This is a genomic window from Perlucidibaca aquatica (assembly GCF_001676655.1).
GTDB classification, from domain to species: Bacteria; Pseudomonadota; Gammaproteobacteria; order Pseudomonadales; family Moraxellaceae; genus Perlucidibaca; species Perlucidibaca aquatica.
The window spans coordinates 900,850-926,489 of record NZ_LZDB01000002.1; the positions used below are offsets into that span (position 1 = coordinate 900,850).

The following is a 25,640-nucleotide window of genomic DNA, read 5'->3' on the forward strand; positions in this document are numbered from 1 at the left end:
ACTCCCAGTGTTGTTACCAACTACTGGGAGTGTCGTGTCTGCAGTAGCCCGAGGTCAAGACCACGAGCGTATGCTTAACGCATTAACGACCGGTACGAACGATCTCAGTGTAGCGTGCAGCAGCTTCTGTAACCTGCGCTTGAGCTAATACCGTATCCACAACTTGGTCTTCCAACACCATGGCTTCAACCTGAGCCAGTTGCTCACGGTTGCTGTAGTAGTAGTTCACCACTTCTTCTGGCGTTTCGTAGGACTCAGCGACTTCTTCGATCACGGCTTTTACGCGAGCTTGATCAACTTCTACCGACTTATCTTTGATGATCTGGCTGATCAGCAGGCCGAGAGCCACTGAACGCTGTGCCTGCTCACGGAAGAGGTCATCTGGCAGCATTTTAGGATCAATCTTGGCGTTGCCACCAAACTGCTTGAACATGGCTTCGCGCTGACGATTGATTTCGTTGCCGACCAATGCTTTCGGTGCTTCCACTGTGTTGTTAGCCAACAAAGCATCCATGACCTGAGTCTTTACCTTGTTCTTAACCGCTTGCTTCAGTTCGCGGGTCATGTTCTTACGAACGTCTTCACGGAACTTCTCAACGCCGCCTTCTGTTACGCCGAATGCAGCCAAGAAGGTTGCGTCCAGCTCAGGCAGAACGGCCTTAGAAACTTTGTGTGCTGTAATTTTGAACACGGCGGCTTTATCACGCAGGTTTTCAGCCTGGTAATCGGCGGGGAAAGTCACGTTGATGTCGCGTTCTTCACCAGCCTTGATGCCCACGATGCCGGTTTCAAAGCCAGGAATCATGCGGCCTGAGCCGAGAGCCAATTCGAAGTTAGTAGACGTGCCACCCTCAAAGGCTTCGCCGTCGATGCTACCTGCGAAATCTAGCGTGACTTTGTCGCCATCTGCAGCAGCCTCAGTGCTCTCTTCGAAGGTGGAGCGCTGCTTACGCAGATTTTCGATCATTTCGTCGAGATCGGCTTCACCGATGTCAACGACGGGTCGCTCGACCTTGATGTCAGCAAAGCTGCTCAGTACTAGCTCAGGATAGACTTCTACCAAAGCGCTGAATGTCATGTCTTCGCCAGCTTTGTCCGAGACTTCTTCAATGCTGGGGAAGCCTGCGGGGTTGATGCCTTCCTGAGTCACGGCTTCGTAGAAACTGTCACGAATGATTTCGCCCAGCGCTTCCTGGCGAATCGACTCACCATAACGCTTCTGAATCAGCGACATGGGGACTTTGCCTGGACGGAAACCATCCATGCGAATGGTGCGCGCGGCTTTAACAATGCGTGCCTGCACGTCTTGTTCAATTTTAGCGGCCGGAACAACTACTTTGACGCGACGCTCAAGCGTGGAAACGGTTTCAACACTAACTTGCATGACAACCTCAACAGAATCGATGAATTAAGAGGCAAACGGCCGGCCGCTGCCAAAAGCGAGGGTCAGGATTATAGAGGAAGCCGATCAGATTGCTAGAGCGAGCCAAGAGAATGTGGCGCCCAAGGTTTGCAGAGGCCAGAAAGTAAAAAACGACCTCTAGGGTCGCTATGAATCATAGACATTACAGATATGGTGGGCCGTGATGGATTCGAACCATCGACCAATGGATTAAGAGTCCACTGCTCTACCAACTGAGCTAACGGCCCGAAGACGGGATTGAAGCGATTTCTCGGCTTAGCCGCTGGGCAGAGAAAGAGGTGGGGTGGCTGATGGGACTCGAACCCACGACAGCCGGAATCACAATCCGGGACTCTACCAACTGAGCTACAGCCACCACAAACGTTCGCTACGAGGCTGGTGCGCCCGGCAGGGCTCGAACCTGCGACCCTCGGCTTAGAAGGCCGATGCTCTATCCAACTGAGCTACGAGCGCAGGATTGAAGTTCGCATCAACAGAAAATTGGTCGGGGTAGAGAGATTCGAACTCCCGACATCCTGGTCCCAAACCAGGCGCGCTACCGGACTGCGCTATACCCCGAATTTTCCGCCGACTTACTGTTCGAAAACAGCTTACCTCGTTGCGAGGCCGCATCTTACGGAAGCAAAATAGCTCCGTCAACAAAAGCTTAGCTAAGAATATAACTGAGTGATGAAACTTTCATCAATACAGGTATTTTTGTAGCAGTGACGAAGGCGCTCAACGCCATACACTGCAAGGCATGAGCGCAAAAACACTAACCCCAGCAGAAATTAGTCAATTAATTGCCATGGCTTGGGATGATGAGACCTCATTTGAGGCCATACAGGCCGAAATGGGTCTATCTGAGCCCCGAGTTAAGGCCATCATGAAGCGTGAGCTTAAAGCGGGCAGCTATAAGATTTGGCGCGAACGCGTGAAAGGCCGCATGCAAAAGCATGGTCAACGACATCTTGTTATGATCCAAGACACACACGATTTAGATGGATCAATGCCTGATGACAATTAATCGACTATTAGTTCTTGGTGGTACCGGTGCTGTGGGCACTGCCGTTCTGAAACAAGCACTCGAAAATGACACTATTTTGGAAGTGATTGCACCTACTCGTCGCCCACTCCCCGCTCACCCGAAGTTAATCAACCCCCAACTGGATTTCGACAACTTGCCCCTTCGCTTTGACGGCGCCAGTCTTGCCTTACAGCAAGCCTTTACCTGTGATGCCGTCATTTGTGCCTTGGGGACGACCCTAAAACAAGCGGGATCAAAAGAGGCCTTCGCGGCGATCGATAAAACACTCGTCCTGGAATTGGCACGATTGGCCCAAGGAGGCGGAGCAAAGGTTTTTGCTTTGAACTCCTCCCTGGGGGCCTCGCTGTCGGGTAGCTTCTATTTACGCATCAAAGCGGAGGTTGAACAGGCGATCTTGGCCATGTCGTTTGACCGAACCATCATCGTTCGCCCGTCCTTAATCGACGCCAAACGCGATAGAAGTCGGCCGCTTGAGCATATGGGACTGGTTCTTTTCCGCATGACCAAGCCACTCATACCCCGCCGATACCGCGCTGTCACACCAGAAGCTATTGCTCGTTCGTTGATCAATGGTATTGCCCTCGGCACGGGTAAAAAACTCGTCGTTGAGTCGGAAAGTATTTTATAAACATAAACTTAAGTAAATTACTTAACTCTTAGCCTTCACAGCATTAATTAAAAAATTTTGATAAATAACTGGATAAATACGTTTCGTCACATTTTTGTATAATACAAAGCCACTCAGCGAAGACTACTATTTGTCCTGTACAAACCGATTCGACGGTTTGATCTGAGAGGTACAAAATGAATACCAATGTCGCTGTGAAGCTAGACCCTGCCCTCGTCACTGAGACCCCGGTGTTGCTACCCATCAATGCCGTCGAGCGGGAGACAGGAATCACCAAAGAGTTATTGAGAATGTGGGAACGCCGATATGGCTTCCCGTCGCCAGAGCGTGATGCTCAGGGTGATCGCATTTATCCACTGGCTCAAATCACCAAGCTTCGCTTGTTGCGTCGGCTGATTGATGCTGGGTTTCGTCCGGGCAAAGTTATCAACTTGGAAACCGCCGAGTTGGAGCGGATGCTTCGCTCGCAAACGCAGTCTCGCCATGAGGTTCCAGAAGAACTTGAAGCCGAGCTGCTTACCGTTTTGAAAACCCATGATGTGAATCAAGTCAGGGATTACCTAGCGCATCAATTGCTAAAAATGGGTTTAGAGCACTTTGTCGTCGACTTTATGCAGCACGCGAACACCATCGTCGGTGACACCTGGATGCGGGGCCTAGTGGAAATTCACGAAGAGCATCTGTTTACGGAGCAAGTGCAAAATATTGTTCGCCAGGCGATCAGCAACCTACGCGCAGTGAATCGCCCGCCTCGCATCTTGCTGACCACACCACCCGAGGAAACTCACACCCAAGGGATTTTAATGGTGGAGGCGCTGTTGCGTTTAGATGATGCCGATGCGGTTTGCTACGGCGCACAAATGCCAGTGAAGGACATTGTGCAAGCGGTACAGCGTCACAAGATGAACATCGTGGCTTTGTCCTTTAGTGCGTCATACCCGACCACCAAGGCCATTGAGTACCTTGAGGAGCTGCGCTTCAGATTGCCGTTGGCCGTTGAAATTTGGGGCGGCGGCGCTTCACTGCGCTCCACACGACGCAGTGTAGAAGCGGTCAAGTTTTTCCATGACCTGCCCAGTATTCGGCAGGCTGTAAAAAACTGGCGTATCGCCCATGGCCCACGCTGAACACATGTTTCAGCCCTACAGTGTGGTGTGGTTTAAACGGGATCTACGCATCGCTGACCACACCCCACTCATTGAGGCCGCCAAGCGCGGCCTTGTTTTTTGCATCTATTGCGTTGAGCCCAGACTTTGGACCCAGCCAGACGCCGCTAGGCAGCACTATCATTTCATCCGTGAGTCGCTTCAGGACCTCGAGCGCAATCTAAGCAAGTTGGGCGGCAGCCTCAGCGTTCACTATGGCGATGCCGAGTTGATATTGGACGAGCTGTATCAGGTCATGCCGTTTCAAGCACTGTATTCCCACCAAGAAACAGGGAATGCAGCCAGCTTTTCACGTGACCTGCTGGTTAAACAGTTTTGTATGAGAAACCACATTGAGTGGATCGAAACGCCCCAGTTTGGTGTCGCTAGACCGTTGAAAAATCGAGATCACTGGCTAGCCTTTTGGCAGCAACATGTTTCGGCTTTGCAGGCTAAGCAACCTATTCAGTTGTCTTTTTACTCCCACCCACTTAAGCAGGTGACCTTGCCTAGTGCCACACAACTAGGACTGTCAGTGGATGAACCTCGGCAGCGGCAACGCGGCGGGCGACAGCAAGGACTCATCGTGCTGAGCGACTTTTTAAACGAGCGTTGCGAGTCATACCGCGGCGGCATTTCATCCCCACTTTCAGCACCCACCGCTTGTTCGAGGCTATCGCCCTATTTGGCTCATGGTTGCCTGAGCTTGCGTGAAGTCATGCAAGCTACTCAGCTGAAATTGAACCAGTTACCAGCGTCTGCCGTACACACTCGTCTCAGTTTGCAAGGCTTTATCAGTCGCTTGCACTGGCACTGTCACTTTATTCAGAAGTTGGAGACTGAACCTGAGATTGAGTGGCAAAACATGCATCGCGGCTATGACAACCTTCGAGAACATGAATGGTGTGAAGCTCATTTTACTGCGCTTAAACAAGGCCAAACAGGCTGGCCCTTAGTCGATGCCTGTGTAGCCATGTTAAGGGATACAGGCTGGCTTAATTTTCGTATGCGCGCGATGTTGGTCTCCGTCGCTGCTTATCCACTCTGGCTTCATTGGCGTCCCGTTGGCGAATGGTTGGCTCAGCAGTTTCTGGACTACGAACCGGGTATTCACTGGAGCCAACTGCAAATGCAATCGGGCACTACAGGCATCAATGTGCCAAGAGTGTACAACCCCATTAAGCAAGCTAAAGATCATGACCCACACGGTATTTTTGTGAGGCGATGGTTGCCTGCGATGCGCGAAGTTCCCCAAGCATGGCTTTTTGAACCCTGGCGCATGCCCGACTCTATTCAGCAGAGTTGCGGCGTGATCGTGGGTCAAAGCCTACCCTTTCCGTTAGTAGACTTAGTAACAGCCACCCGGCTTGCTAAGGCCAAGATGCTGGCCAGACGTTCAGACCCAACGTTTAAGGTCGGAAAGTTTGCAGTCATTGAACGACATGCATCCCGAAAAAAAATCGCCGATCTTAAACACCTCAAGCAAGCTCAACTTGGCTGGGATTGGACATGATGAAGGGTCATAAAAAATCTGAATTGCCAGAAAAAACCTGCCCTGTGTGTTTAAGGCCATTTTCTTGGCGCAAAAAATGGGCACGTGACTGGGAGCAGGTCAAATTCTGCTCAGAGCGCTGTCGCCGTGCGCCTACACGCCAAATACAACAGGACCAATAACCCCTATGACCTCTGCCATTTATTGGTTCAGACAAGACTTGCGCCTGCTGGACAACCCTGCATTGAACCGGGCCATTGAAAACGTCAGCGCACTTCTACCGGTGTATTGTTTGCCTCAGCAAGAACGGAATGTGTGGCTGGCACAACGTGTTGGACAGCATCGACAAGCCTTTCTTCACCAAGCCGTTACTGGCTTAAAAAAGCAATTACGATCTTCTGGCAGTGACCTGCTTTCACTCAGTGGCAATGCAGTGACCGCTCTCATCGAACTTGCCACGAAACTTCATATTCAGGACATATTCTGCGAAGACATTGCGGCCCCAGAAGAGCAAGCTGAGATTGATGCTTTACGTAGGGCTGGACTCAGAGTGACTACTGTTTGGCAGTCCAGCTTACTTGATCCCGTCGATCTACCGTTTTCAATGGATCAATTGCCTCCTGTTTTCACGCGGTTTCGTCATGACGTGGAGAAAGCGCAATGCCTTCCCCCGCCGCCGTTACCTGCACCCACGAAGCTGCCGCCGCTTCCCGATATGGCGCTCTCAGGGTGGGACCAGAACACGCCATCCTTAGTGGCCTGCGAAGAGCCTCGCTCAGCATTTCCCTATCATTTAGCGGCATATAACGGCTCAGAACTGGCTGGCTTGGCCCATGTGAAGCAGTACTTTGAAAGTGATCTGCCACAGCGCTATAAACTGACTCGCAATGGTTTAATTGGCACGGATTACTCCACCAAATTTTCCCCTTGGTTAGCCACCGGTGCCTTATCCGCAAGACACCTCTTCGTGCATCTGCGTCAACATGAGCGCCAATTTGGCGCCAACGACAGCACCTACTGGATTTGGTTTGAGTTGCTCTGGCGTGACTACTTCCGCTTTTTACATCTGCAGTATGGCTCAGCGCTCTATCGCCCCAATGGATTAGCGCCATCCGCTAGCAGTAACAAACACAGTGTCATTCGCTTTCAACGTTGGTGTGAAGGCAACACGGGCGAGCCACTCGTCGATGCCGGCATGCGTGAGCTGGCCGCCAGTGGCTACATGTCAAACCGAATGCGTCAGATTGTGGCTAGTTATTTAGTGCATGACTTAGGTTGTGACTATCGCGCTGGAGCTGCTTGGTTTGAGCATCAATTGGTGGACTATGACCCGTATAGCAATCAAGGCAACTGGCTTTATGGGGCCGGCTTAGGCACTGACCCACGCGGAGGCAGACGCTTTAACCCAGATAAACAGACACGTGAACACGATGCCGATGGCCTGTATCGAGCTCGTTGGAGCACGCCATGACAACACTACGACTGGTTTTAGGCGATCAGCTCAATCCGAATCACCGCTGGTTTCAGGTCATCGACAAGGCGGTTATTTATGTCTTTTTGGAGATGCGCCAAGAAACCGACTATGTCCTACATCATGCACAAAAAATCATCGCCGTATTGGCGGGCATGCGCGACCTCGCCCGCTCATTGCAAGGCGCTGGCCATCGTGTGCACTACCTGAAAATTTCAGACCCCGAGAATACACAGCAGCTGGAAAGCAATCTGGACAGACTGCTGAGTCATTACAGTGCCCAGTGCTTTCAGTACCAAAATCCAGATGAGTGGCGGCTTGACCAGCAGCTTAAGCAATTTGTCATAGCGCTCGAAGCGCGCGGCATCCAAGCGAATGCGGTAGATAGCGAGCACTTCCTTGCCGCACGAGAGCATGCATCCAAACTCTTTGCTTCGCAGAAAAACTGGTTAATGGAACGCTTTTATCGAGATATGCGAACGCGCCATGGCATTCTCATGACAGCCGATGCCAAGCCCGTTGGCGGGCAATGGAACTACGATCACGAAAACCGAGGCCGATGGAATGGTCAGCAAGCACTGCCATCAGACAAGCGCATTCAACACAATCATCTTCCCTTGTGGCTAGAAATTCAGGCCGCTGGGGTGCATTCCTTCGGGGAGGCCAGCGCAGAAGATTTCCGATGGCCGCTGAATCGAACCGAGGCCTTGGCCCAGCTGGATGACTTTATCGCTGATCGCCTGCCCTACTTCGGGCAGTATCAAGATGCCATGACGCAGCAGGACTGGCGCCTATTTCATGCGCTCCTATCTTTCGCGCTAAACACCAAAATGCTGTCTCCGATCGAAGTGATCGTGGCGGCCGAACAGGCCTATAAACAGGGTCATGTGCCTATTTCAGCGGCGGAAGGATTTATTCGCCAAATTTTGGGCTGGCGCGAGTATGTTCGCTGCGTTTATTGGGCACGCATGCCGAACTACGTTCATCAAAATCACTTTCAGCATGCGCAGGACTTACCCGAATGGTTCTGGACGGGCAAAACCCATATGCGCTGCCTAAGCATGGCCATTAAGCAATCTCTGGAGCAGGCCTATGCTCATCACATCCAACGTCTGATGGTGATTGGCAATTTTGCGCTACTCGCGGGGCTTAACCCACAACAACTGCACACGTGGTACCTAGGCATTTATATTGATGCCTTTGAATGGGTAGAGCTGCCCAATACGCTGGGTATGAGTCAGTATGCCGACGGTGGGCTACTGGCCACCAAGCCCTATGTCTCCAGCGCTGCTTACATCGATAAAATGAGCGACTACTGCAAAGACTGTCGCTACGATAAAAAACAACGAATTGGCCCCAATGCCTGCCCTTTCAATGCGTTGTATTGGGATTTTCATGCTCGCCATGCCAACACGCTCAGCAAAAATCCGCGCATTGGCATGGTCTATCGTCAGCTCGAAAAAATGACGCCCGAAGCAAAATCAGCCATTACTGACCAGGCAATACAATGGCGCTCACGCCTGAACGCGTTGTAGCGCCTTAGCCTTAGGCGGGCTCAGGCGGCTTAGGCTTGCTTAGGCGGCTTAGCCATGGCGCCAATCAGTGCCCCCAGAAAAACGATGGTGACGCCTAAGGCCGTGCTAGAACTTAGGGTCTCACCTAAAACAGGCACGGCAAGCAACGCGCCGACCACAGGTACGGCTGACATCATAATGACGACCTTGACGCTGCCGAGTAACTCCACCGCTTTCGCATATGTCCACATGGCTACACACACCACGATAAAGCCCTGATAAAACGCCTGAAGCGCAATGTCTTCGACACTCGCCAAATGCAAATGACTCGGCAAAAACAGAGCAAATACCGGCAGGTAAATCATGGCGGATACGGACGTCACCCCCAGAGAAACATCAAATGCTTTGAGCTGCCAGTATTTAATTAGCACTGTGAACAAAGACCAGAAACAACTGGCACTGAGCAACATGAGGTCGCCCTTTAAGGTCGCCGTTGAAAACGTTTGAGGTGTGATCTGACCAAATAGCAGCGTTAACACGCCGGTTAATATCAACACCAGACCTAAGACACGCACACGGCTTGGCCGCTCACCTAATAACCAACCAGCAAAAAAAGACGTGAAGAAGGGCAGCATGCCGGAAATTAAGACAGCGCCATGACTCGCCGGGGACGTTTGAAAACCAATATAACTGGCTAATGGATAGGTAATGCCCGCCAACAGGGCCAGGCTTAAGGCTTGATACCACTTCAGTTGGCGGCGCTCGCGATGCAGCAGCCGGGGCAACCACCACGGCGCAAGCACTAAAGCCGCCGTACCCAAGCGCAGCGCGGCAATATCGTAAGGGGTCAAAATGCTCGTAGAACCCAGACGGGAAACCACGACAAAGCCCGACCAAATCAACAGTGTTAGGGCTGCAAATACGTATCCAGAGTCTGTTGAATAAGGTGCTTTCATCACTGCGCTCTAAATGACTAAGCACGCTAGGATACACCCTTCAAAACTCCCCAAGATGAGATTAAGCCGTATGAGCCCTGCGGAAATTCAAATTCAACATCACGACGCTGTTTGCCATATCGTGATTCATCGCCCAGAGCGAAAGAATGCACTCACCCACACCATGTATAGCGCCATCAATGATGCGTTATTAGCGGCTGAGGCCAACCCCCGTGTGCGTGTGATTGTGCTCAGTGGTGAGGGCGAAAATTTTACCAGCGGCAATGATTTAAAAGATTTTCTTCAGCACCCGCCCACGGATGAACAGGCGCCGGTCATGGTGATGCTCAACACCTTGTTAAATGCCCAAAAGCCCATTGTGGCTGCGGTCAGTGGCTACGCCATTGGTATTGGCACAACATTGCTGATGCACTGCGATTTGGCCTACTGTGACTCCACCGCACGCTTTCAATTACCGTTTGTCAGCCTAGGCCTGTGCCCCGAAGCTGGCTCAAGCTATGTTCTTCCGCTCATGGCCGGTCACCGCCGTGCAGCAGAGCTACTGTTGTTGGGCGAGTCGTTCAGTCCCGAAACAGCGCGTGAGATTGGTCTGGTGAATGCCATCGTGCTGGATGAGCCTGTACTCGACTATGCAATGAGGAAAGCTAAGCAATTGGCCCATCAGCCCTATGCGTCGGTATTGCTCACCAAGTCATTACTGAAAAAACCACAGCAAGCTGTTTTTTCAGCGCACATGCGATTTGAAGGTCAACACTTTATGGAACGCGTGACCTCCCCCGAAGCACTAGAGGCATTTTCAGCCTTCCAAGAAAAACGTCAGCCTAACTTCAGGCCATTTGACCCTGCCTAAATGCGGTCATGTTGCACATAAAAAAGGCGCCCATCAGGCGCCTTTTTTATGATCCCATACGCTTAGAACGTACGTGAAATCAGCTCTTTCATGATTTCGTTGGTGCCGCCATAGATACGGTTAGCACGGGTATCGATGTAGGCCTGCGCCACCGGATACTCGAGCATGAAGCCGTAACCGCCATGCAGCTGCACGCACTCGTCAGCCACCTTGGACATCAAATCCGAGACCCAGTACTTGGCGGCTGCAGCGGCATCCACCTGTAAGGTGCCTTTGATCTGCTCTTCGATGCACTTGTCCACAAAAACGCGGGCGATCTGTGTTTCCGAGCGCAGTTCAGCGAGCTTGTACTTGGTGTTCTGGTAAGCCGCAACGGGCTTGCCGAAGACTTTACGATCACGCACATAGGCCAGAGTATGAGCCAGTACTTGCTCACAGCCAGAAGCACACATGATGGCAATCATTAAGCGTTCCCAGGCCAGTTCTTTCATGAGCATGATGAAGCCCATGCCTTCCATGCCAATCAAGTTGGACTTAGGCACACGCACGTTGTCGAAGAACAGTTCGCAGGTGTCTTGCCCCTTCATGCCTACTTTCTTCAAAGGGCGACCTTTGCTGAAGCCAGGACGATCGGCTTCGATCAGCAGCAGCGAAATGCTTTCGGCACCCTTGCTAGGATCACCCGTCTTCACCACCACCACCGCGATATCGCAGAGATAACCGTTAGTGATGAAAATCTTGCTGCCGTTCACGATGTAGTCATCACCATCGGCAATGGCGCTGGTGCGCACTGCCTGAAGGTCAGAGCCTGTGCCGGGTTCGGTCATGGCGATAGCGCCGACGGCCTCACCTGTGGCCATCTTTGGCAGCCACTTTTGCTTCAGCTCTTCGCTGGCGAAGTTATTCAGGTAGTTCGCCACGATATCGGAGTGCAGCGAAAAGCCTGAAGCAGAGTCACCTGCACGCGCCTGCTCTTCCATGAGGATCACGCTGTATAAACGGTCCACACCGGAGCCACCGTATTCTTCAGGCATGGTTGGGCAAAGCAGACCCAGCTCACCCGCTTTATTCCACAAGTTGCGATCAATGTGCTGCTGCTCTTCCCATTTTTCACGGTGAATTGCAATTTCATCTTCAAAAAAACGGCGGGCAGTACGGCGGAAATCTTCATGTTCTGCGCTGAACAGGGTGCGCGGAATCATGGCATTCATAGGATTCGGGACATTCAAACTCATGACAAACCACTCCGGAAAAGGTCATAAAAGGCAGGCGAACCTCAAAATGTGACTCAACGGTCTCGCAGCCAGCCGCGTTTATACAAGCGCGACTCATCAGTCGCAAGCGATTTATGACTGAACAGTCCTTTTTCTTCGCACCATAGAAAAGCTAGTCCTAAGTTCAGCACTGACAGGTCAGTCCCGCGCATGCGAAAATACGCGTCAACTTAACGACCGCTACGGAGATCTCATGTCTGCCTTGTTGCTGGATGGCAAAGCCCTGTCGCTGAAAATGGAAGCCGAGCTCGCCGAGCGCGTTGCGCACATCAAGGCTAAAAGCGGTCGCACGCCAATTTTGGCTACGATTTTGGTGGGCGACGACCCTGCCTCAGCGACGTATGTGACCATGAAGGGTAAGGCCTGCCAGCGGGTTGGTATGGATTCCATCCGTCTTGAACTGCCCAGCGTGACCACGACCGAGCAACTCCTGGCTGAGATTCACACGCTAAATGCCAACCCAGATGTCCATGGCATCCTCTTACAGCATCCGGTACCGCATCAGATTGATGAGCGCGCCTGCTTTGATGCGATTGCACTGGAAAAGGATGTGGATGGTGTGACCTGCTTAGGCTTTGGACGCATGGCCATGGGCGAGCGCGCCTATGGCTCAGCCACGCCAGCCGGCATCATGACGCTACTCAAGCATTATCAAGTGCCACTGGCCGGTCAGCATGCGGTCGTTGTCGGGCGCAGTGCCATCCTCGGTAAACCCATGGCGATGATGCTGCTCAGTGCCGATTGCACTGTCACCATTTGCCACTCGAAAACACAAAACTTAGCGGCGCTCATTGCGCAAGCCGACATTGTGGTTGGTGCTGTGGGTCGCCCCGAGTTCATTAAAGCGGCATGGATAAAAGACGGCGCTGTAGTCGTTGATGCCGGTTATCACCCCGGTGGCGTGGGTGATATTGAGCTGAAGCCGTTGGTTGATCGTGTGGCTGCCTGGACTCCCGTGCCCGGTGGCGTTGGCCCGATGACCATCGCGACCTTAATCGAACAGTCCGTGCAAGCCGCAGAGCGGCAACTCGTCAGTTGAGCCTTCGATCGGCCATTAAATAAATAAGCCCCAGTAGGGGCTTATCTAGTCATCAATGACTTTGAGCCTGCTCACTAAGAGCTTGTCGATACGCATGCCATCCATGTCCACGACTTCCAGACGCAAGCCATTCCAATTCATCACCTGACCCGTTCGAGGAATACTGCCTAGCTCGAACAGCACCAGCCCAGCCAGCGTTTGGAAATCTCGACTGCCTTCTAAATCGTCGCACTCCATCGGGAAAAGGTCGCGGAAGCGCTCAATGGAAAGTGCGCCATCAATCAACCACGAACCATCTTCACGGCGAACTACATCAGGGTCTTCAACGTTGGCATCGGAGGGCAATTCGCCGACCATGGCTTCCAGCACATCAGTGAGAGTCACTAAACCTTGAATTTCGCCGTACTCATCCACGACTAAGGCTAAATGCTCACGCTTGCTGCGGAACAGATCGAGTAGCGCCAAGGGAGACAAGCCCATCGGGGCAAATAAAGCGGGCTTAACCAGCGACTCAATATCCCAAATCGTGTTGTTGGCTAACTGCTGCTGCAACAGCACGGGGAGTGATAAAACCCCGACGATGTTCGCCATACCATCGCGGCAAACCGGCAGATAACTGTAGCTCGTCTGAGCCAGTAAGGCTTTTTGCTCGCTCAACGGCTCGCTAAGATCCAAGCACTCAATGTCCGGTCGCGTGGTCATGATCAAGCTCAAGTTCCAGTCATCGAGACGGAAAACATTGGCGACCAATTCACGCTCGGCTTGTTCAAAAATGCCTGCCTCAGCACCTTCTGCCATCAAGCCCTTAATTTCTTCTTCGGTTACCGGCGAGTCACCGGTGCGCTTGACACCCAGCAAATCCAACACTCGCTCGGTAGACCAGCTTAAAAAGCGCACTACGGGATGTGTTAGAAACAACACCCCGCGCATAAATGGCGCAATCACCCGAGCAATTTTCTCGGGCGACTGCATACCCAAACGCTTAGGTACTAACTCACCCACAATCAACGAAAAATAGGTAATGAGAATAACCATGCAACCCGTTGCCAAGATGCTGGCATAGGGCGCAATCAACGGGATGCTCTCGAAGATCGGTCGTAACCGGTCCGTAATGGCACCTTCGCCCAAGGCTCCGCTCATCACGCCAATGAGCGTAATACCGATTTGCACCGTGGACAGGAAAAAAGTGGGATGTTCAGACAGCTTCAACGCTGCCTTTGCACCTAAGTCACCCGTATCAGCCATTTGCTGCAAACGGATGCGGCGCGATGAAACGATGGCGATTTCCGACATGGCAAATAGGCCATTGAAGGTAATCAAAAACAAAATCAGCAGTATGTCCATAGAAGGCGGCGGTTAGTGACCGGGAGCGAGGGATCGCCGCAAGTGCAGCATGATACATGCCAACCTAGCTTTCCCCTAGCAGCTCCCAGCCTAATCCGGCTTAATCGGCTTTACGCCAACGAATGCCTTCGCGTGAAAACTCCACGGCCACACCCATGGCTTGCAGTTGAGCCCGAATCTCATCGGAGCGCTGGAAGTTTTTAGCGAGTCGTACAGCAGTTATTTCAGAAATTAAGGCTTCAACTTCGGCGACAAAGTCTGCATCCCCCGCCCCCGCTTGACGGAAGGCTTCAGGTTCGTACTGTAAAAGCCCCAAAATGGCACCGAGGCGTTTAAGCAGGTTGGCATACTGTGCAGCACCCGTCGCATCAGCTGCTTTGTCACAGCGATTCGCTTCACGCACCAACTCATACAGCACGGCTAGGGCTTCGGGAGTATTGAAGTCGTCGTTCATTGCCAATGCAAATCGCGCCTCATACTCCGCAGCCGTTTCTGGCTCGCCCGCGCCTAGATCAACCAATGCACCAAGCGTTGCATAAAAGCGCTCTAGGGCTTGTTTAGCCTGATCCAACGCAGCGTCCGAATAATTCAGTGGGCTGCGGTAATGGCTAGCGGCAATGAAGTAACGCAAGACTTCCGGGTGATACTGCTTGAGCACTTCGCGAATGGTGAAGAAGTTGTTTAACGACTTCGACATCTTCTCAGCATTGACCTGCACAAAACCGACATGCATCCAGGTATTGACGTAGGTTTCGCCGGTCGCCGCTTCAGACTGTGCAATCTCATTTTCATGATGCGGAAAGAGTAAATCCCCACCGCCGCCATGAATATCAAAACCGCTGCCTAAGCAGCACGTGCTCATGGCTGAGCATTCGATGTGCCAGCCGGGCCGACCCTGACCCCACGGCGAAGCCCATGAGGGCTCACCGGGCTTTACGGCCTTCCAAAGCACGAAATCCATGGGGTTTTGCTTGATGTCATCGATCTCAACACGCGCACCTGCCTGCAGCTCATCCAATTTTTTATTGGACAGGCGACCATAGCGCGGGAAGCTAGAAACGTTGAAATAGACATCGCCATTCTTGGCAGGATAGGCATGCCCTTTCTTCACCAAGGTGTCGACCATACGCAAAATATCGTCAACATGATCCGTCGCTTTCGGCTCTAGATTCGGACGCAATGTACCCAAAGCAGCCGCATCTTCGTCCATGGCCGCAATAAAGCGTGCCGTCAGCGCGTCAATGGATTCGCCGTTTTCGTTTGCGCGCGCGATGATCTTGTCGTCGATATCGGTGATGTTGCGGACATACGTGACCTTGAAGCCTACGTGACGCAACCAGCGGGTAATGATATCGAACGACACCATGACGCGAGCATGGCCGATATGACAGTAGTCATAGACCGTCATCCCACAGACATACAAGCTGACTTCACCGGCTTTTCGCGGCACAAAGGCGGCCTTGCTGCGCGTCTCTGAGTTATGAATGACCAATGCTGACGATGTCACACTCATGCCGGCTTGCCCCAAGAGTCACGCAAACCGACGGTGCGGTTGAATACTAAGTGCGCTGGACTGGACTCTTTTAAGTCAACGCAGAAATAACCTTCACGCTCGAACTGAAAACGATCTTCTGCCACTGCTGTGGCTAGCGAGGCCTCAACGCGGGCGTCAGTCAGCGTCTCTAAAGAGGCTTCATGAATAAAGGTTTTGAAGTCAGCATCGCCACGATCTGGAGAGGCATCATTGAACAGACGGTCGTAAAGACGAACCGTTGCAGGTAAGGAATGTGAAACCGATACCCAATGAATCACACCCTTCACTTTACGATCCGTCGGATTAGCCCCCAGCGTGGCGAGGTCTAAGGAACAGCGCAGTTCGGTGGAATTGCCGGCTGCATCTTTAATGACTTCATCGCAGCGCATGACATAGGCATTGCGCAGGCGTACTTCGCCACCCAATGTCAGGCGCTTAAAGCCTTTGGGTGGCACTTCTTCAAAGTCTGCACGGTCAATGTAGATTTCTTGGGTGAGCGGTAATTCACGCTCACCCATGTCCACATTCGGATGACGTACCGTGCGAATGATTTCGAGATGATCCGCTGCCACGTTCGTTAAGACGACCTTTAGCGGGCGCAGCACGGCCATGGCTCGCGGAGCGCTCAGCTCCAAATCCTCACGAATACAAAACTCGAGCATGGCCACATCCACTACACCATCGCTTTTGCTGAGGCCAATGCGGTCACAGAAATTGCGCAAGGACGCAGGCGTATAGCCACGACGACGCAGGCCAGAAATGGTGGGCATACGTGGATCGTCCCAGTCCTGTACCAGCTTCTCATCAACGAGCTGTTTGAGCTTGCGCTTGGAGGTTACGGTGTAGTTCAGGTTGAGCCGCGCAAATTCGATCTGCTGTGGGTGCGGCAGCGACGGCAGTTGCTCCAACAGCCAGTCATACAACGGCCGATGCGCCTCAAACTCTAGCGTGCACAGCGAATGCGTAATGCCTTCCAAGGCATCCGAAATCGGGTGCGTGTAGTCGTACATCGGGTAGATGCACCAGTCACTGCCGGTCTGGTGATGGTCGATGTGGCGAATGCGGTAGAGGATCGGATCGCGCAAGTTGATGTTGCCTGAGCCCATATCAATTTTCGCGCGCAAGACATGAGCACCATCGGGAAATTCGCCCGCTTTCATGCGTGCAAACAAATCCACGTTTTCGGCTATGGAGCGGTCACGGAATGGCGAATTACTGCCGGGCTGGCTCAACGTGCCGCGCATCTCGCGAATTTGTTCCGGCGTTTGCGAATCCACATACGCTTTGCCCGCTTGAATCAGCTCAACGGCAAAATCATGCAGTGCCTGGAAGTACGAGGAGGCATAACGCACTTCGCCTGACCATTGGAAACCCAACCATTGCACATCACGCTGAATGGCATCGATGTACTCTTGCGACTCTTTTTCAGGATTCGTGTCATCAAAGCGGAGGTTGCACAGCCCGCTAACACCGGGATGCGTTGCAGCTTCTTCAGCCAGTCCAAAGTTTAGGCAAATCGATTTGGCGTGACCAATATGCAGGTAGCCGTTCGGCTCCGGCGGGAAACGGGTCACAATTTGGGCGTGGGCACCGCTATCAATATCGGTAAGCACACGGGTTCGGATGAAATCTCTGGCTTCAATCATGGTCTAGCAGGCAAAATTAAAGGCTGGAGTGTACGCCTCACGGGGGTACGCTCTCAACCGAATACGGGCTATACATGTCCACTGTCATTCATAAATACGCAGGAATCCGCGCATGAAAGTTGCACTTAACACAAATCAAGGTCGCATCGTGCTGGAACTCGACGCTGCTAAAGCGCCAAAGACCGTTGCCAACTTTGTTGAATACGTTCAAAACGGTCACTACAACGGCACTATTTTTCACCGTGTCATTGATGGCTTCATGATTCAAGGCGGCGGCTTCGACGAGAAAATGAAGCAAAAGTCGACTGGCACGCCCATTCAAAACGAAGCTGACAATGGCTTGAAGAACGATATCGGCACCATCGCCATGGCGCGTACCGGTGATCCGCACTCAGCAACGGCTCAATTCTTCATCAACGTCGGCAACAACGGCTTTCTCAACCACAGCGGCAAGAATCCACAGGGCTGGGGCTATGCTGTTTTTGGTAAAACCGTAGAAGGCATGGACGTCGTCAATAAAATCAAGGGGGTTGCTACGGGTAATGCCGGTGGCCATCAAGATGTGCCCCGTACCGCCGTGGTAATTGAAACTGCCGAAGTGATCGCGGAGTAAGCCGTGGCCTGTGCTCTGCTGCTGTCGGATGTTCATCTCGCGCCTGACCTGCTGCGCTGTAGCGAGGGCTTTAAAACCCTGCTGCGCGAACTGCCAGGCGACTGCTCGGCAGTCTATGTGCTGGGCGATCTGTTTGAGGTCTGGGTTGGAGACGATCTTCATACGCCCTATCTCGACAGTATTTACGAGAGTTTCCGCAGCGTCAGAGCACGTGGCATAGAGCTCGTCTTTTGCCACGGCAATCGCGATTTTCTGCTGGAACGTGGCCCTGCCGGTGTGCCAGGTTTTGCCGAGCTCGCCGGTGGCCGCATGATGGCTGAGTCGGAGGTTGTCGATCTGTTTGGTACTCCCGCCCTGCTCATGCACGGCGATCAACTCTGCACGCTGGATACCGCCTACCTGGCGTTCCGCCAACAATCGCGCAGCAGCGAATGGCAGCAAATGATGCTGGAAAAACCACTCGATCAACGCCTGATGGTGGCCGAGATGTGGCGCATGCAAAGCAAGATGGCGAACAGCAACAAACCAGAAAACATCATGGATGTGACGCTGGAAGAAGTCGTTCGTGTCATGGCGGAAGCCAATGTGGAGCTGCTCATTCACGGTCATACCCATCGCCCGATGCGGCATGCCGTGGAACTGCCCGGCGACATGGCCGGTGAGCGTCTGGTGCTGGGAGACTGGCGCGAAGAGGCTGGTGAGGCCGTCATTGCCTGGGCTAGCCCTGAAGGCATTGAGCTCGTGCAGTATCGGTTTTAAGCCATGGCAAAGAGCATTCTGCAAAAAACCATTGAAGAGCTTCAAGTGCTGGCGGCCAAGCAAAGCGAAGAGATTTTTGTCTATCCCGAATTTGGCGACAATCGCAGTTATCGATTAACGGCCTTAGAGCCCTATCTCGACTTACTGATTATTCACTACGAGTCAGCGGGCGAACAGTTCGCGCTGGAAACGCCCAAGTTGCAAGACTTTGCGTTTTCCAAGTCCCGATTAGAGCTGCGTATGGAAGATATTGACGGCGAAGGGCTGCTGCTGGTGGCAGAATAAGCGCTGTTAACCGCTCATTTTCACCTGCGATACGAGTGCCAATACATCAATATTGGCTGCTGTTTGAATGCTGGGATCATTAATACGAGCATTCACTTCTTTCACGATTTGATCACGCACAATCGGCTTCACCAACTTGAGCCGATCCAGCACATCACTCGGCAAGTTTTCGCCCACCAAGTCGATACGAATGCTGTGGCCTGACACCGGGTGCGGGACTAGTCTGAGGGTGACCGGCGCATACGTCTCTACGTCTATTTGTACCTGAATGCTGACGGCCAAAGAGAACTTAAGATCAATGCCGAAGAGCTCGACATCCAATTGCAGATCACCGCGAACGCAGAGCATGAATGCAATATTTGGCAAGTGGTTCAGTAAAGGATCTACGCTAATGTCATCTAACTTAAAGACATAAGAAATCATCAGCATATCGGCCGGTAATTTACGCATAGAGCCGGCAATCGTCTGCTCCAACAAGGCTTCTATCTCATTGCCAAGTCGGTGAGCTGTTACCACCTGCTGTATAAAATTGTGACCAAATTCGGCATAACTGATGGCTTGCAATGCTCAACCCTCAACTTAATCCAAGATTTCGCTTTGTTGCTCAAGCCTTCGCTTGAACAGCATGACATCGAATGCCGCCAGGGTTTGAAAACTTTCGTTGGCTTCTAGTAAAGCTCTGCGTTCGGCGGTCGCCTTCCATGCATAGGGTGTCATGGCCAATAAATCCTTTAAGGCCGCTTGTGAAAGTGTCAGCGGCGCCTCTACCTGCTGGCGACTGACTAACACAAAGTCGTCGTGAAAGGCCTGCACGAATTTATCCGGCTCATGAGCACGCACCGCTTCAAACAAACCTTGCCGAACTTGCCAGAGATGATCGGGTGCCGGCGTTACCATCAGTACATGGCCGTTTGGCCTTAACACGCGATGCATTTCAGCCACCGGTAGCGGGCTAAATAAACTGCTCACCACATCCAATGATGCATCGGCAAAAGGAAGTAACGCCGCACTACCGACCAACCAGGTCACCTGCTTTTGCTGGCGAGCCGCCAGTTGGATGGCCGGCTTAGCAATATCCAATCCACAGACTAAGGGCACCTCGCCGCGCATGGCCTCGGTGTAATAGCCCTCACCACAGCCAAGATCCAGCAAGCGTTGCGCCGATAAATCACGCAATACCCTCGCCACTGCGTCACGGAGCGGCTGGTAATGACCCGCGCCTAGAAAGCGACGGCGCGCGGCCACACTGTCGGCGGTATCGCCTGGAGACAGGCTTTTTTTGTGCTGAACAGGCAGTAAATTGACATAGCCCTCGCGTGACACATCAAAGGCATGGCCGTTTAAGCAAAGCCAGGTCTTGTCATGGGTTTGCAGAGCAGTCCGGCACAGCGGGCAAATTAACTCAAACATGCGGCTTGCTCTGTGGTTGGCTGAATCGCCATGACTGGCGGCAGGCCACTGTGGAAGCGCACCTCCACATCAGGGGTTTCAATCAACACCCGTTCAACATCACGAAAAAAGGCCACACGGTCCTCAATTGGCTCTGGCGAATACAAACTCGCCAAGCCCAAGTAGTACTGGAAATGGCGGGCTTCGGAGCGCAACAAAAAGGTATAGAAGCGTTTCAGGTCTTCATCTAAATGCGGTGCAATAGCGGCAAAGCGCTCACACGAACGTGCTTCAACGAAAGCACCGATAATCATCAGATCGACCAGATGCCCAGGCTCAGAGGTTCGAACGTGTTGACGCATGCCTTGGGCATAACGGGCAGCCGACACAGGGCGATACCCTATGCCCCGCTTTTGCATCAGATCGCGCACTTGCTCGTAATGCAGCAATTCTTCGCGAGCCAGTTGCGCCAGCTCGGTTTGCAGTTCCTCGCGGTCGTTGTAGCGGAACAGCATATTCATAGCAGTGCTGGCCGCTTTTTTTTCGCAATTGGCATGGTCTTGTAACAAGAGCGGCACGTCCAGCACGGCGGCACTTACCCATTCGGGCGGCGTTGCACAAGCCAAAAAGTCACGCACCGGTTGCATAAAGTCCATCACGACGCCGACACCTCACAAAATGTCAGACCGGCATGTTGTTGCAAACGAGCGATGAGGGCATCACCCATGACGGTAGCTGGCGTCCAGAAGCCCCCGGTCTTGTCGGACTTGCTGATGTCCATGGCCAAACACATCGCAGCCTCACCCAACATCTTGCCGGTTGAGCCGTAGCCCGGATCGCGATCACCGGTGACCTTGACCACCAAGGTCTGCCCTGCATCCGTTTTGCCAAACAGACGAATGTCGTAATAACCCTCACGCTGGGCCTTGGGTGATGGACCCTCACCCGGCTTGGGCACCACAAAACGTTCCAGCAAGCTGCGCGTAGGGGCTAGCGCAGCAGCGGCCATAAATCCGCCCAGACCGGAGGCAAAGGCGATTGCAGCGATTCGACCCTTAAAGCCATTTCCGGTTAACTGCGTTTCGTCATAGCAAAAGTTTTCACCGTAACGGTAACCCTGCAAGGCATTGCTGCGATGAACCACTTTGGTATTAATCGCGGCCATGATGAAGGGCACTTGCCAGGACTGCGCGTCGTCATCGAAGGAAACGGCCGCCGGATTAGGCTGTCGTAATTTGAGTTGCTGAGCACAGAAGGCATAGGGATTTTGTAGCACTTTCAGGATGGCGCGGTCTTTGCCGACCTCACGCAGCATCTCCATCATGCTGGCCACCGTGCCGCCCGAAAAAGTCCCGCGCATGGCTTTCACGCGCAGCTTCACGCGTGAGCAAGGGGCTTGATAGCGCGCTTGTGCCTGGGATTGTAAAAAGTAGGTGCCCAAATCGGATGGCAGTGAATCAAAGCCACAGCAATGCACGATACGCGCACCCGTACGCTGCGCAGTGGCCTCATGTTGGGCCAACATGCGTGCAATCCATTGAGGCTCGCCGGTGAGGTCACAATAATCCGTACCGGATTCGGCACAGACTTTGACTAACTCAGAGCCATACAGCGCATAAGGCCCTACGGTAGACACCACCACACGGGTTTGCGCGCACAGGGCCTGTAAGGAGGCTTCATCATGGGCCTCTGCCAGCAGTACGGGCAGATCACGAGCGGCCTCGCCTAGGCTGTTTTTAAGCTCCGCCAATTTGGCAGCAGAACGGCCGGCAATGGCCCAACGAACTTCGCCCGCTACGCCCTGACGCTCGAATAAGTAACGCGTCAGAATCTGCCCGACAAAGCTGGTTGCACCGAATACCACCACATCAAAGTTGGCCATGATTGCGTCCTCAAGGTAAAAATGAATGCCGAACAAACCAGCACCCGCTTGCAAGGATCACATCATAGCCAAATCAGGGCGCGCTGGCCTGCCGAAATGACTGCATTAACAACAGCAGTGCCACCAGGCAAAGCGCCGTTGCAGTGGCAAAAATCCATCCTGCCATCGCATTCGACCACACCACTCCCGCCAGCCACGCGCCCAGCGCTACGCCCGTCCCCCATAGCATGCTATAGAGCGCCTGACCTTGGCCTTGCGAACCCTCACCAAAGTGCCGATAGATCAGTGTCATGGCCGCCGCATGAAAGGTCGCGAAGCTGGCGGCATGCAGCAGCTGCGCGGACCAGATCATGGCCGGGTATTCAACGCCATAGCCAATCATCAGCCAGCGCACGGCCGCTAGCGCCAGACTCCAGAGCATCAAACGATGCTCACCCACCGCGGGTAATACGCGATGCATGAGCATGAATAAAACGACTTCGGCGAATACCCCTAAGCCCCAAAGCCAACCGATATCACTGCGGCTGTAGCCATGGCTTTCCAAGTAAATACTGTAGAAGGTGTAGTAAGGCGCATGCGATAACTGAAGCAGAAAATGCGCGATAAAAAATACCCAGACGGGGCGACGCTGAAGAATGGCAAGAAAGCCCTGCGCATTTGGCGATCGTTTCGGCGTAGCAATGTCGGGCACAAAAGCGCTAGCCAACCACGTCGCCAAGGCACAGACCAACAGCGCCAGTGGCAAATGACTGACCGGAAAGTACTCAAAATACAAGCCCAGCCCGGTACCGGTGGCTATAAACCCGAGTGAGCCCCAGAGACGAATTTGGCTATAACGTTCGCGCTGTTCGCCCAAGTGAGCCAGCGTAACCGCCTCGAACTGCGCCAGAATTGCATTCTGGAAAAATCCATAGACTAAAAGCACAGCCGCCAGCGGCCAAAACTCGCGCGCCACAAACACGCCCAGCCAGCCCAACGTAATCATGCCCGCGCCCAAGCGAACTAAACGCAGGCGTTGACCGGTCTTGTCGGCAATATAGCCCCAGAAATTTGGCGCGATGATACGGGTGGCCATGACAATGGCCGAGAGCTCGCCGATGGCTTCGGCATTGAAACCTAGGGACTGTAAGTACAGCCCCCAGTAGGGCATGAAGCCGCCGATAACGGCAAAGTAGAAGAAGTAAAACGCACCCAGCGGCAGGTAGGGAATGCGCGCCACGCTCAACCGGAAACGCTGCCCGGAATCACGGGCGTGCTGCACGTGACCTTCGCATTTTGGGCACGATGACGCAGCGCGTGATCCAGCAGCACGATGGCTAACATGGCCTCTGCAATAGGCGTAGCACGCACACCCACGCAGGGGTCATGACGACCTTTAGTGACCACTTCAATGGCCTCGCCTTTGAGATTGATGCTGCGACCAGGCGTCGTAATGCTGGAAGTCGGCTTCAAGGCAATACGCACAATCAAGTCCTGACCGCTGGATATTCCACCCAAGACACCGCCCGCGTGATTACTCAGAAAACCTTCCGGTGTTAGCTCATCACGGTGTTGCTCACCCCGCTGGGCTACCACAGCAAAGCCATCGCCAATTTCCACGCCCTTTACGGCGTTAATGCTCATCATGGCGTGAGCAATATCGGCATCTAGGCGATCAAATACCGGCTCGCCCCAACCCACTGGCATGCCGCTAGCAAATACTTCTACGGCTGCACCAATGCTGGAGCCTTCGGTGCGCATGCTGAGTACGAGCTGCTCCATTTTTGGCACGGCTTCGCGATCACCACAGAAGAACGGGTTTTCGCGAACGAAATCCCAATCGCAGGTCTGCGCCTTAATGTCGCCAATTTGCGAAACACGACCCCGAATGCTGACACCAAACTGCTCGACCAGTACTTTGCGGGCAATGGCGCCAGCCGCCACGCGCATGGCCGTCTCGCGGGCGCTGGAACGACCACCACCGCGATAGTCTCGGAAGCCGTACTTGTGCGTGTAGGTGTAGTCGGCGTGGGCAGGACGAAAGGTGTCGACAATGTTGCCGTAATCCTTGGAGCGCTGGTCCGTGTTCTCAATGACCAGCGCAATGGGGGTTCCCGTCGTGCGGCCTTCGAACACACCAGACAAAATTTTCACCTGATCTTCTTCTTTGCGTTGCGTCGCAAACGATGAAGTGCCGGGCTTACGACGATCAAGATCGCCCTGCAAATCCGCTTCCGTCAGGGCAATGCCGGGCGGCACGCCATCGACAATGGCCGTGAGCGCAAGGCCATGCGACTCGCCAGCGGTCATGACACGAAAAACTTGCCCAATACTGTTGCCGGCCATCTTAGATGCTCGCCTCAAAAACCGCCTGATGTTCGCGGCAATCGGCCGCCGTTAAGACAAATACGCCCTTACCACCGCGCTCAAACTCCACCCAAACAAAAGGTACATCGGGGAATGTTTGTTCTAACGCCCACTGTGAGTTACCGACCTCGACCACGAGCACACCGTCTTCCGTCAGGTAGTCAGCAGCTTCAGCCAGAATGCGTTTGGTGATGTCCAGTCCGTCCGCACCGGAGGCCAGACCCATCTCTGGTTCACGCAAAAACTCTTCCGGCAAATCGGCCATGTCTTCGGCGTCTACATAGGGTGGATTGCTGACGATGAGATCATAACGCTGGCCCGGCAACTTGCTGAAGACATCGGACTCCAGCAGACCGACGCGCTCTTGCAGGTCGTGATGTTCGACATTGATGGCAGCGACAGAGAGTGCATCTAGCGAAAGATCGCTGGCATCGACCACGGCATCGGGAAATTCTTTTGCGCAGGCGATGGCGATGCAGCCAGAGCCGGTGCAAAGATCGAGAATGCGCTGCGGTTCGTCTTTCAACCAGGGCAGGAAGCGATCCTGAATCAGCTCGGCGATCGGCGAACGCGGCACCAGCACACGCTCATCGACATAGAACGGCAGGCCGTTGAAGTAGGCGAGATTGAGCAGATAAGCCAGCGGCGTGCGGTCGTTGACGCGCTTGCGCAGGGTTTCGGCGATGGCGGCACGTTCGGAGGGCAGCAGGCGTGCCGATAGAATCTCTTCATCCGCCGACCACTCCAGATTCAGCGTCTGCAATACCAGCGCCGAGGCTTCAGCGAAGGGATCACGGGTGCCGTGGCCAATATGCACATCGCAGCCACGAAAGCAGCTCACGCAAAAGCGCATCCAGTCACGAATGGTGACGAGTTCACGCTCGGCTTCTGCCAGCACATCAGCGGATAGGGTCAGGGCAGGCAGCGCATCGCTCACGGGAACTCCGAAATTCAGCAGAAAATGTTCAGCGATTTTACACGGCAACTGGCGCTGCAAGCACACTATAATTTAGCTATCTGACT

Annotated in this window: 25 protein-coding genes and 4 tRNA genes; 12 read left to right on the forward strand and 17 right to left on the reverse strand. The window is 53.3% G+C overall.

From position 1 onward, the window contains the following. Positions 1-82: 82 nt before the first annotated feature. The 5 genes from tig to A8710_RS07970 all read right to left on the reverse strand — a co-directional run bounded on the left by tig (position 83) and on the right by A8710_RS07970 (position 1,981). Positions 83-1,384 carry a trigger factor gene (tig, locus tag A8710_RS07950; protein WP_068859471.1) on the reverse strand — a complete coding sequence of 434 codons (1,302 nt, stop codon included), beginning with the start codon at positions 1,382-1,384 and terminating at the stop codon, positions 83-85. Positions 1,385-1,574: 190 nt separating this feature from the next. After that, positions 1,575-1,650 (reverse strand) — tRNA-Lys (locus tag A8710_RS07955). 52 nt (positions 1,651-1,702) lie between these two features. Then, positions 1,703-1,778: transfer RNA gene (locus tag A8710_RS07960), tRNA-His, on the reverse strand. A gap of 21 nt (positions 1,779-1,799) precedes the next feature. Continuing rightward, positions 1,800-1,876, reverse strand: a tRNA-Arg gene (locus A8710_RS07965). A gap of 28 nt (positions 1,877-1,904) precedes the next feature. Beyond that, positions 1,905-1,981, reverse strand: a tRNA-Pro gene (locus tag A8710_RS07970). A 181-nt stretch (positions 1,982-2,162) separates the two neighbouring features. Between A8710_RS07970 and A8710_RS07975 the strand changes: the two genes are divergently transcribed. From A8710_RS07975 to A8710_RS08000, 7 genes are all read left to right on the forward strand, one after another. Then, complete coding sequence (locus tag A8710_RS07975; RefSeq protein WP_068859473.1) at positions 2,163-2,429, forward strand: TIGR03643 family protein; 267 nt, start codon at positions 2,163-2,165, stop codon at positions 2,427-2,429. Next, positions 2,419-3,078 carry an NAD-dependent epimerase/dehydratase family protein gene (locus A8710_RS07980; protein WP_068859475.1) on the forward strand — a complete coding sequence of 220 codons (660 nt, stop codon included), beginning with the start codon at positions 2,419-2,421 and terminating at the stop codon, positions 3,076-3,078. Before A8710_RS07975 ends, A8710_RS07980 begins: the two co-directional genes overlap by 11 nt. A 176-nt stretch (positions 3,079-3,254) precedes the next feature. Further along, positions 3,255-4,205 carry a MerR family transcriptional regulator gene (locus A8710_RS07985; RefSeq protein WP_082968737.1) on the forward strand — a complete coding sequence of 317 codons (951 nt, stop codon included), beginning with the start codon at positions 3,255-3,257 and terminating at the stop codon, positions 4,203-4,205. Then, positions 4,192-5,736 carry a cryptochrome/deoxyribodipyrimidine photo-lyase family protein gene (locus tag A8710_RS07990; protein WP_198341641.1) on the forward strand — a complete coding sequence of 515 codons (1,545 nt, stop codon included), beginning with the start codon at positions 4,192-4,194 and terminating at the stop codon, positions 5,734-5,736. The genes A8710_RS07985 and A8710_RS07990 overlap by 14 nt, the downstream gene beginning before the upstream one ends. Continuing rightward, a complete protein-coding gene (locus tag A8710_RS12090) occupies positions 5,736-5,897 on the forward strand; it encodes a DUF2256 domain-containing protein (RefSeq protein WP_082968738.1) in 162 nt (53 codons plus the stop codon). The genes A8710_RS07990 and A8710_RS12090 overlap by 1 nt, the downstream gene beginning before the upstream one ends. 5 nt (positions 5,898-5,902) lie before the next feature. Continuing rightward, positions 5,903-7,186: a DASH family cryptochrome gene (locus tag A8710_RS07995; protein WP_068859477.1), complete on the forward strand. Its 1,284-nt coding sequence runs from the start codon at positions 5,903-5,905 to the stop codon at positions 7,184-7,186. After that, positions 7,183-8,721 (forward strand): cryptochrome/photolyase family protein, encoded by a 1,539-nt coding sequence (locus A8710_RS08000; RefSeq protein WP_068859479.1) that lies wholly within the window; start codon positions 7,183-7,185, stop codon positions 8,719-8,721. Before A8710_RS07995 ends, A8710_RS08000 begins: the two co-directional genes overlap by 4 nt. Positions 8,722-8,750: 29 nt before the next feature. Here the strand turns inward: A8710_RS08000 and A8710_RS08005 are convergent, their stop codons facing one another. Further along, positions 8,751-9,656, reverse strand: coding sequence for a DMT family transporter (locus tag A8710_RS08005; RefSeq protein WP_068859481.1), 906 nt, complete (start codon positions 9,654-9,656; stop codon positions 8,751-8,753). Positions 9,657-9,726: 70 nt separating this feature from the next. On the opposite strand from A8710_RS08005, the gene A8710_RS08010 reads away from it, so the two are divergent. Next, positions 9,727-10,506, forward strand: a complete 780-nt coding sequence (locus tag A8710_RS08010; RefSeq protein WP_068859483.1) for an enoyl-CoA hydratase — start codon at positions 9,727-9,729, stop codon at positions 10,504-10,506. A gap of 62 nt (positions 10,507-10,568) precedes the next feature. Here A8710_RS08010 and A8710_RS08015 read toward each other — a convergent pair whose 3' ends face one another. Next, positions 10,569-11,708, reverse strand: coding sequence for an acyl-CoA dehydrogenase family protein (locus A8710_RS08015; RefSeq protein ID WP_094078702.1), 1,140 nt, complete (start codon positions 11,706-11,708; stop codon positions 10,569-10,571). Between the two features lie 265 nt (positions 11,709-11,973). Between A8710_RS08015 and folD the strand changes: the two genes are divergently transcribed. Continuing rightward, positions 11,974-12,819 carry a bifunctional methylenetetrahydrofolate dehydrogenase/methenyltetrahydrofolate cyclohydrolase FolD gene (folD, locus tag A8710_RS08020; RefSeq protein WP_068859487.1) on the forward strand — a complete coding sequence of 282 codons (846 nt, stop codon included), beginning with the start codon at positions 11,974-11,976 and terminating at the stop codon, positions 12,817-12,819. A 45-nt stretch (positions 12,820-12,864) separates the two neighbouring features. Here the strand turns inward: folD and A8710_RS08025 are convergent, their stop codons facing one another. The 3 genes from A8710_RS08025 to A8710_RS08035 all read right to left on the reverse strand — a co-directional run bounded on the left by A8710_RS08025 (position 12,865) and on the right by A8710_RS08035 (position 17,343). Further along, positions 12,865-14,163, reverse strand: coding sequence for a hemolysin family protein (locus A8710_RS08025; protein ID WP_068859488.1), 1,299 nt, complete (start codon positions 14,161-14,163; stop codon positions 12,865-12,867). A gap of 100 nt (positions 14,164-14,263) precedes the next feature. Beyond that, positions 14,264-15,676 (reverse strand): cysteine--tRNA ligase, encoded by a 1,413-nt coding sequence (cysS, locus tag A8710_RS08030; RefSeq protein WP_068859490.1) that lies wholly within the window; start codon positions 15,674-15,676, stop codon positions 14,264-14,266. Beyond that, positions 15,673-17,343 carry a glutamine--tRNA ligase/YqeY domain fusion protein gene (locus A8710_RS08035; RefSeq protein WP_068859492.1) on the reverse strand — a complete coding sequence of 557 codons (1,671 nt, stop codon included), beginning with the start codon at positions 17,341-17,343 and terminating at the stop codon, positions 15,673-15,675. Before A8710_RS08035 ends, cysS begins: the two co-directional genes overlap by 4 nt. 112 nt (positions 17,344-17,455) lie before the next feature. On the opposite strand from A8710_RS08035, the gene A8710_RS08040 reads away from it, so the two are divergent. From A8710_RS08040 to A8710_RS08050, 3 genes are read left to right on the forward strand one after another with little or no spacing between them, the layout of a single operon-like run. Continuing rightward, positions 17,456-17,956, forward strand: a complete 501-nt coding sequence (locus A8710_RS08040) for a peptidylprolyl isomerase (RefSeq protein WP_068859494.1) — start codon at positions 17,456-17,458, stop codon at positions 17,954-17,956. A 3-nt stretch (positions 17,957-17,959) separates the two neighbouring features. Continuing rightward, entirely contained in the window at positions 17,960-18,715 is a 756-nt protein-coding gene (locus A8710_RS08045; protein WP_068859497.1) for a UDP-2,3-diacylglucosamine diphosphatase, read from the forward strand. A gap of 3 nt (positions 18,716-18,718) precedes the next feature. After that, complete coding sequence (locus A8710_RS08050; protein WP_068859499.1) at positions 18,719-19,000, forward strand: hypothetical protein; 282 nt, start codon at positions 18,719-18,721, stop codon at positions 18,998-19,000. A gap of 6 nt (positions 19,001-19,006) precedes the next feature. On the opposite strand, the gene A8710_RS08055 is transcribed toward A8710_RS08050, so the two are convergent. The 7 genes from A8710_RS08055 to prmB all read right to left on the reverse strand — a co-directional run bounded on the left by A8710_RS08055 (position 19,007) and on the right by prmB (position 25,512). Further along, complete coding sequence (locus A8710_RS08055; RefSeq protein WP_157686352.1) at positions 19,007-19,477, reverse strand: hypothetical protein; 471 nt, start codon at positions 19,475-19,477, stop codon at positions 19,007-19,009. Positions 19,478-19,579: 102 nt separating this feature from the next. Then, entirely contained in the window at positions 19,580-20,410 is an 831-nt protein-coding gene (locus A8710_RS08060; RefSeq protein ID WP_068859502.1) for a putative RNA methyltransferase, read from the reverse strand. Further along, the gene (gene miaE / locus A8710_RS08065) at positions 20,398-21,045 is read right to left on the reverse strand and encodes a tRNA-(ms[2]io[6]A)-hydroxylase (protein ID WP_068859504.1); all 648 of its coding nucleotides are present in this window, start codon (positions 21,043-21,045) and stop codon (positions 20,398-20,400) included. Before miaE ends, A8710_RS08060 begins: the two co-directional genes overlap by 13 nt. Then, positions 21,045-22,271, reverse strand: coding sequence for a saccharopine dehydrogenase family protein (locus A8710_RS08070; protein WP_068860700.1), 1,227 nt, complete (start codon positions 22,269-22,271; stop codon positions 21,045-21,047). The genes miaE and A8710_RS08070 overlap by 1 nt, the downstream gene beginning before the upstream one ends. Before the next feature lie 73 nt (positions 22,272-22,344). Further along, on the reverse strand, positions 22,345-23,532 hold the full coding sequence (locus A8710_RS08075; RefSeq protein ID WP_082968739.1) for an MFS transporter: 1,188 nt from the start codon (positions 23,530-23,532) through the stop codon (positions 22,345-22,347). Then, positions 23,493-24,596 (reverse strand): chorismate synthase, encoded by a 1,104-nt coding sequence (gene aroC, locus A8710_RS08080; RefSeq protein WP_068859508.1) that lies wholly within the window; start codon positions 24,594-24,596, stop codon positions 23,493-23,495. The genes A8710_RS08075 and aroC overlap by 40 nt, the downstream gene beginning before the upstream one ends. A gap of 1 nt (position 24,597) precedes the next feature. Next, on the reverse strand, positions 24,598-25,512 hold the full coding sequence (prmB, locus tag A8710_RS08085) for a 50S ribosomal protein L3 N(5)-glutamine methyltransferase (protein ID WP_264753537.1): 915 nt from the start codon (positions 25,510-25,512) through the stop codon (positions 24,598-24,600). Positions 25,513-25,640 lie beyond the last annotated feature (128 nt).

Coding starts and splice junctions, on each gene's coding strand:
- A8710_RS08060 (WP_068859502.1), bottom strand. CDS start 20,410: ATGTTTGAGTTAATTTGCCCGCTGTGCCGGACTGCTCTGCAAACCCAT.
- A8710_RS07990 (WP_198341641.1), top strand. CDS start 4,192: ATGGCCCACGCTGAACACATGTTTCAGCCCTACAGTGTGGTGTGGTTT.
- A8710_RS12090 (WP_082968738.1), top strand. CDS start 5,736: ATGAAGGGTCATAAAAAATCTGAATTGCCAGAAAAAACCTGCCCTGTG.
- A8710_RS07975 (WP_068859473.1), top strand. CDS start 2,163: ATGAGCGCAAAAACACTAACCCCAGCAGAAATTAGTCAATTAATTGCC.
- A8710_RS08000 (WP_068859479.1), top strand. CDS start 7,183: ATGACAACACTACGACTGGTTTTAGGCGATCAGCTCAATCCGAATCAC.
- A8710_RS08015 (WP_094078702.1), bottom strand. CDS start 11,708: ATGATTCCGCGCACCCTGTTCAGCGCAGAACATGAAGATTTCCGCCGT.
- A8710_RS07980 (WP_068859475.1), top strand. CDS start 2,419: ATGACAATTAATCGACTATTAGTTCTTGGTGGTACCGGTGCTGTGGGC.
- folD (WP_068859487.1), top strand. CDS start 11,974: ATGTCTGCCTTGTTGCTGGATGGCAAAGCCCTGTCGCTGAAAATGGAA.
- aroC (WP_068859508.1), bottom strand. CDS start 24,596: ATGGCCGGCAACAGTATTGGGCAAGTTTTTCGTGTCATGACCGCTGGC.
- A8710_RS08040 (WP_068859494.1), top strand. CDS start 17,456: ATGAAAGTTGCACTTAACACAAATCAAGGTCGCATCGTGCTGGAACTC.
- A8710_RS07995 (WP_068859477.1), top strand. CDS start 5,903: ATGACCTCTGCCATTTATTGGTTCAGACAAGACTTGCGCCTGCTGGAC.
- A8710_RS07985 (WP_082968737.1), top strand. CDS start 3,255: ATGAATACCAATGTCGCTGTGAAGCTAGACCCTGCCCTCGTCACTGAG.
- A8710_RS08010 (WP_068859483.1), top strand. CDS start 9,727: ATGAGCCCTGCGGAAATTCAAATTCAACATCACGACGCTGTTTGCCAT.
- A8710_RS08035 (WP_068859492.1), bottom strand. CDS start 17,343: ATGATTGAAGCCAGAGATTTCATCCGAACCCGTGTGCTTACCGATATT.
- A8710_RS08005 (WP_068859481.1), bottom strand. CDS start 9,656: ATGAAAGCACCTTATTCAACAGACTCTGGATACGTATTTGCAGCCCTA.
- miaE (WP_068859504.1), bottom strand. CDS start 21,045: ATGGACTTTATGCAACCGGTGCGTGACTTTTTGGCTTGTGCAACGCCG.
- tig (WP_068859471.1), bottom strand. CDS start 1,384: ATGCAAGTTAGTGTTGAAACCGTTTCCACGCTTGAGCGTCGCGTCAAA.
- A8710_RS08050 (WP_068859499.1), top strand. CDS start 18,719: ATGGCAAAGAGCATTCTGCAAAAAACCATTGAAGAGCTTCAAGTGCTG.
- A8710_RS08070 (WP_068860700.1), bottom strand. CDS start 22,271: ATGGCCAACTTTGATGTGGTGGTATTCGGTGCAACCAGCTTTGTCGGG.
- A8710_RS08025 (WP_068859488.1), bottom strand. CDS start 14,163: ATGGACATACTGCTGATTTTGTTTTTGATTACCTTCAATGGCCTATTT.
- cysS (WP_068859490.1), bottom strand. CDS start 15,676: ATGAGTGTGACATCGTCAGCATTGGTCATTCATAACTCAGAGACGCGC.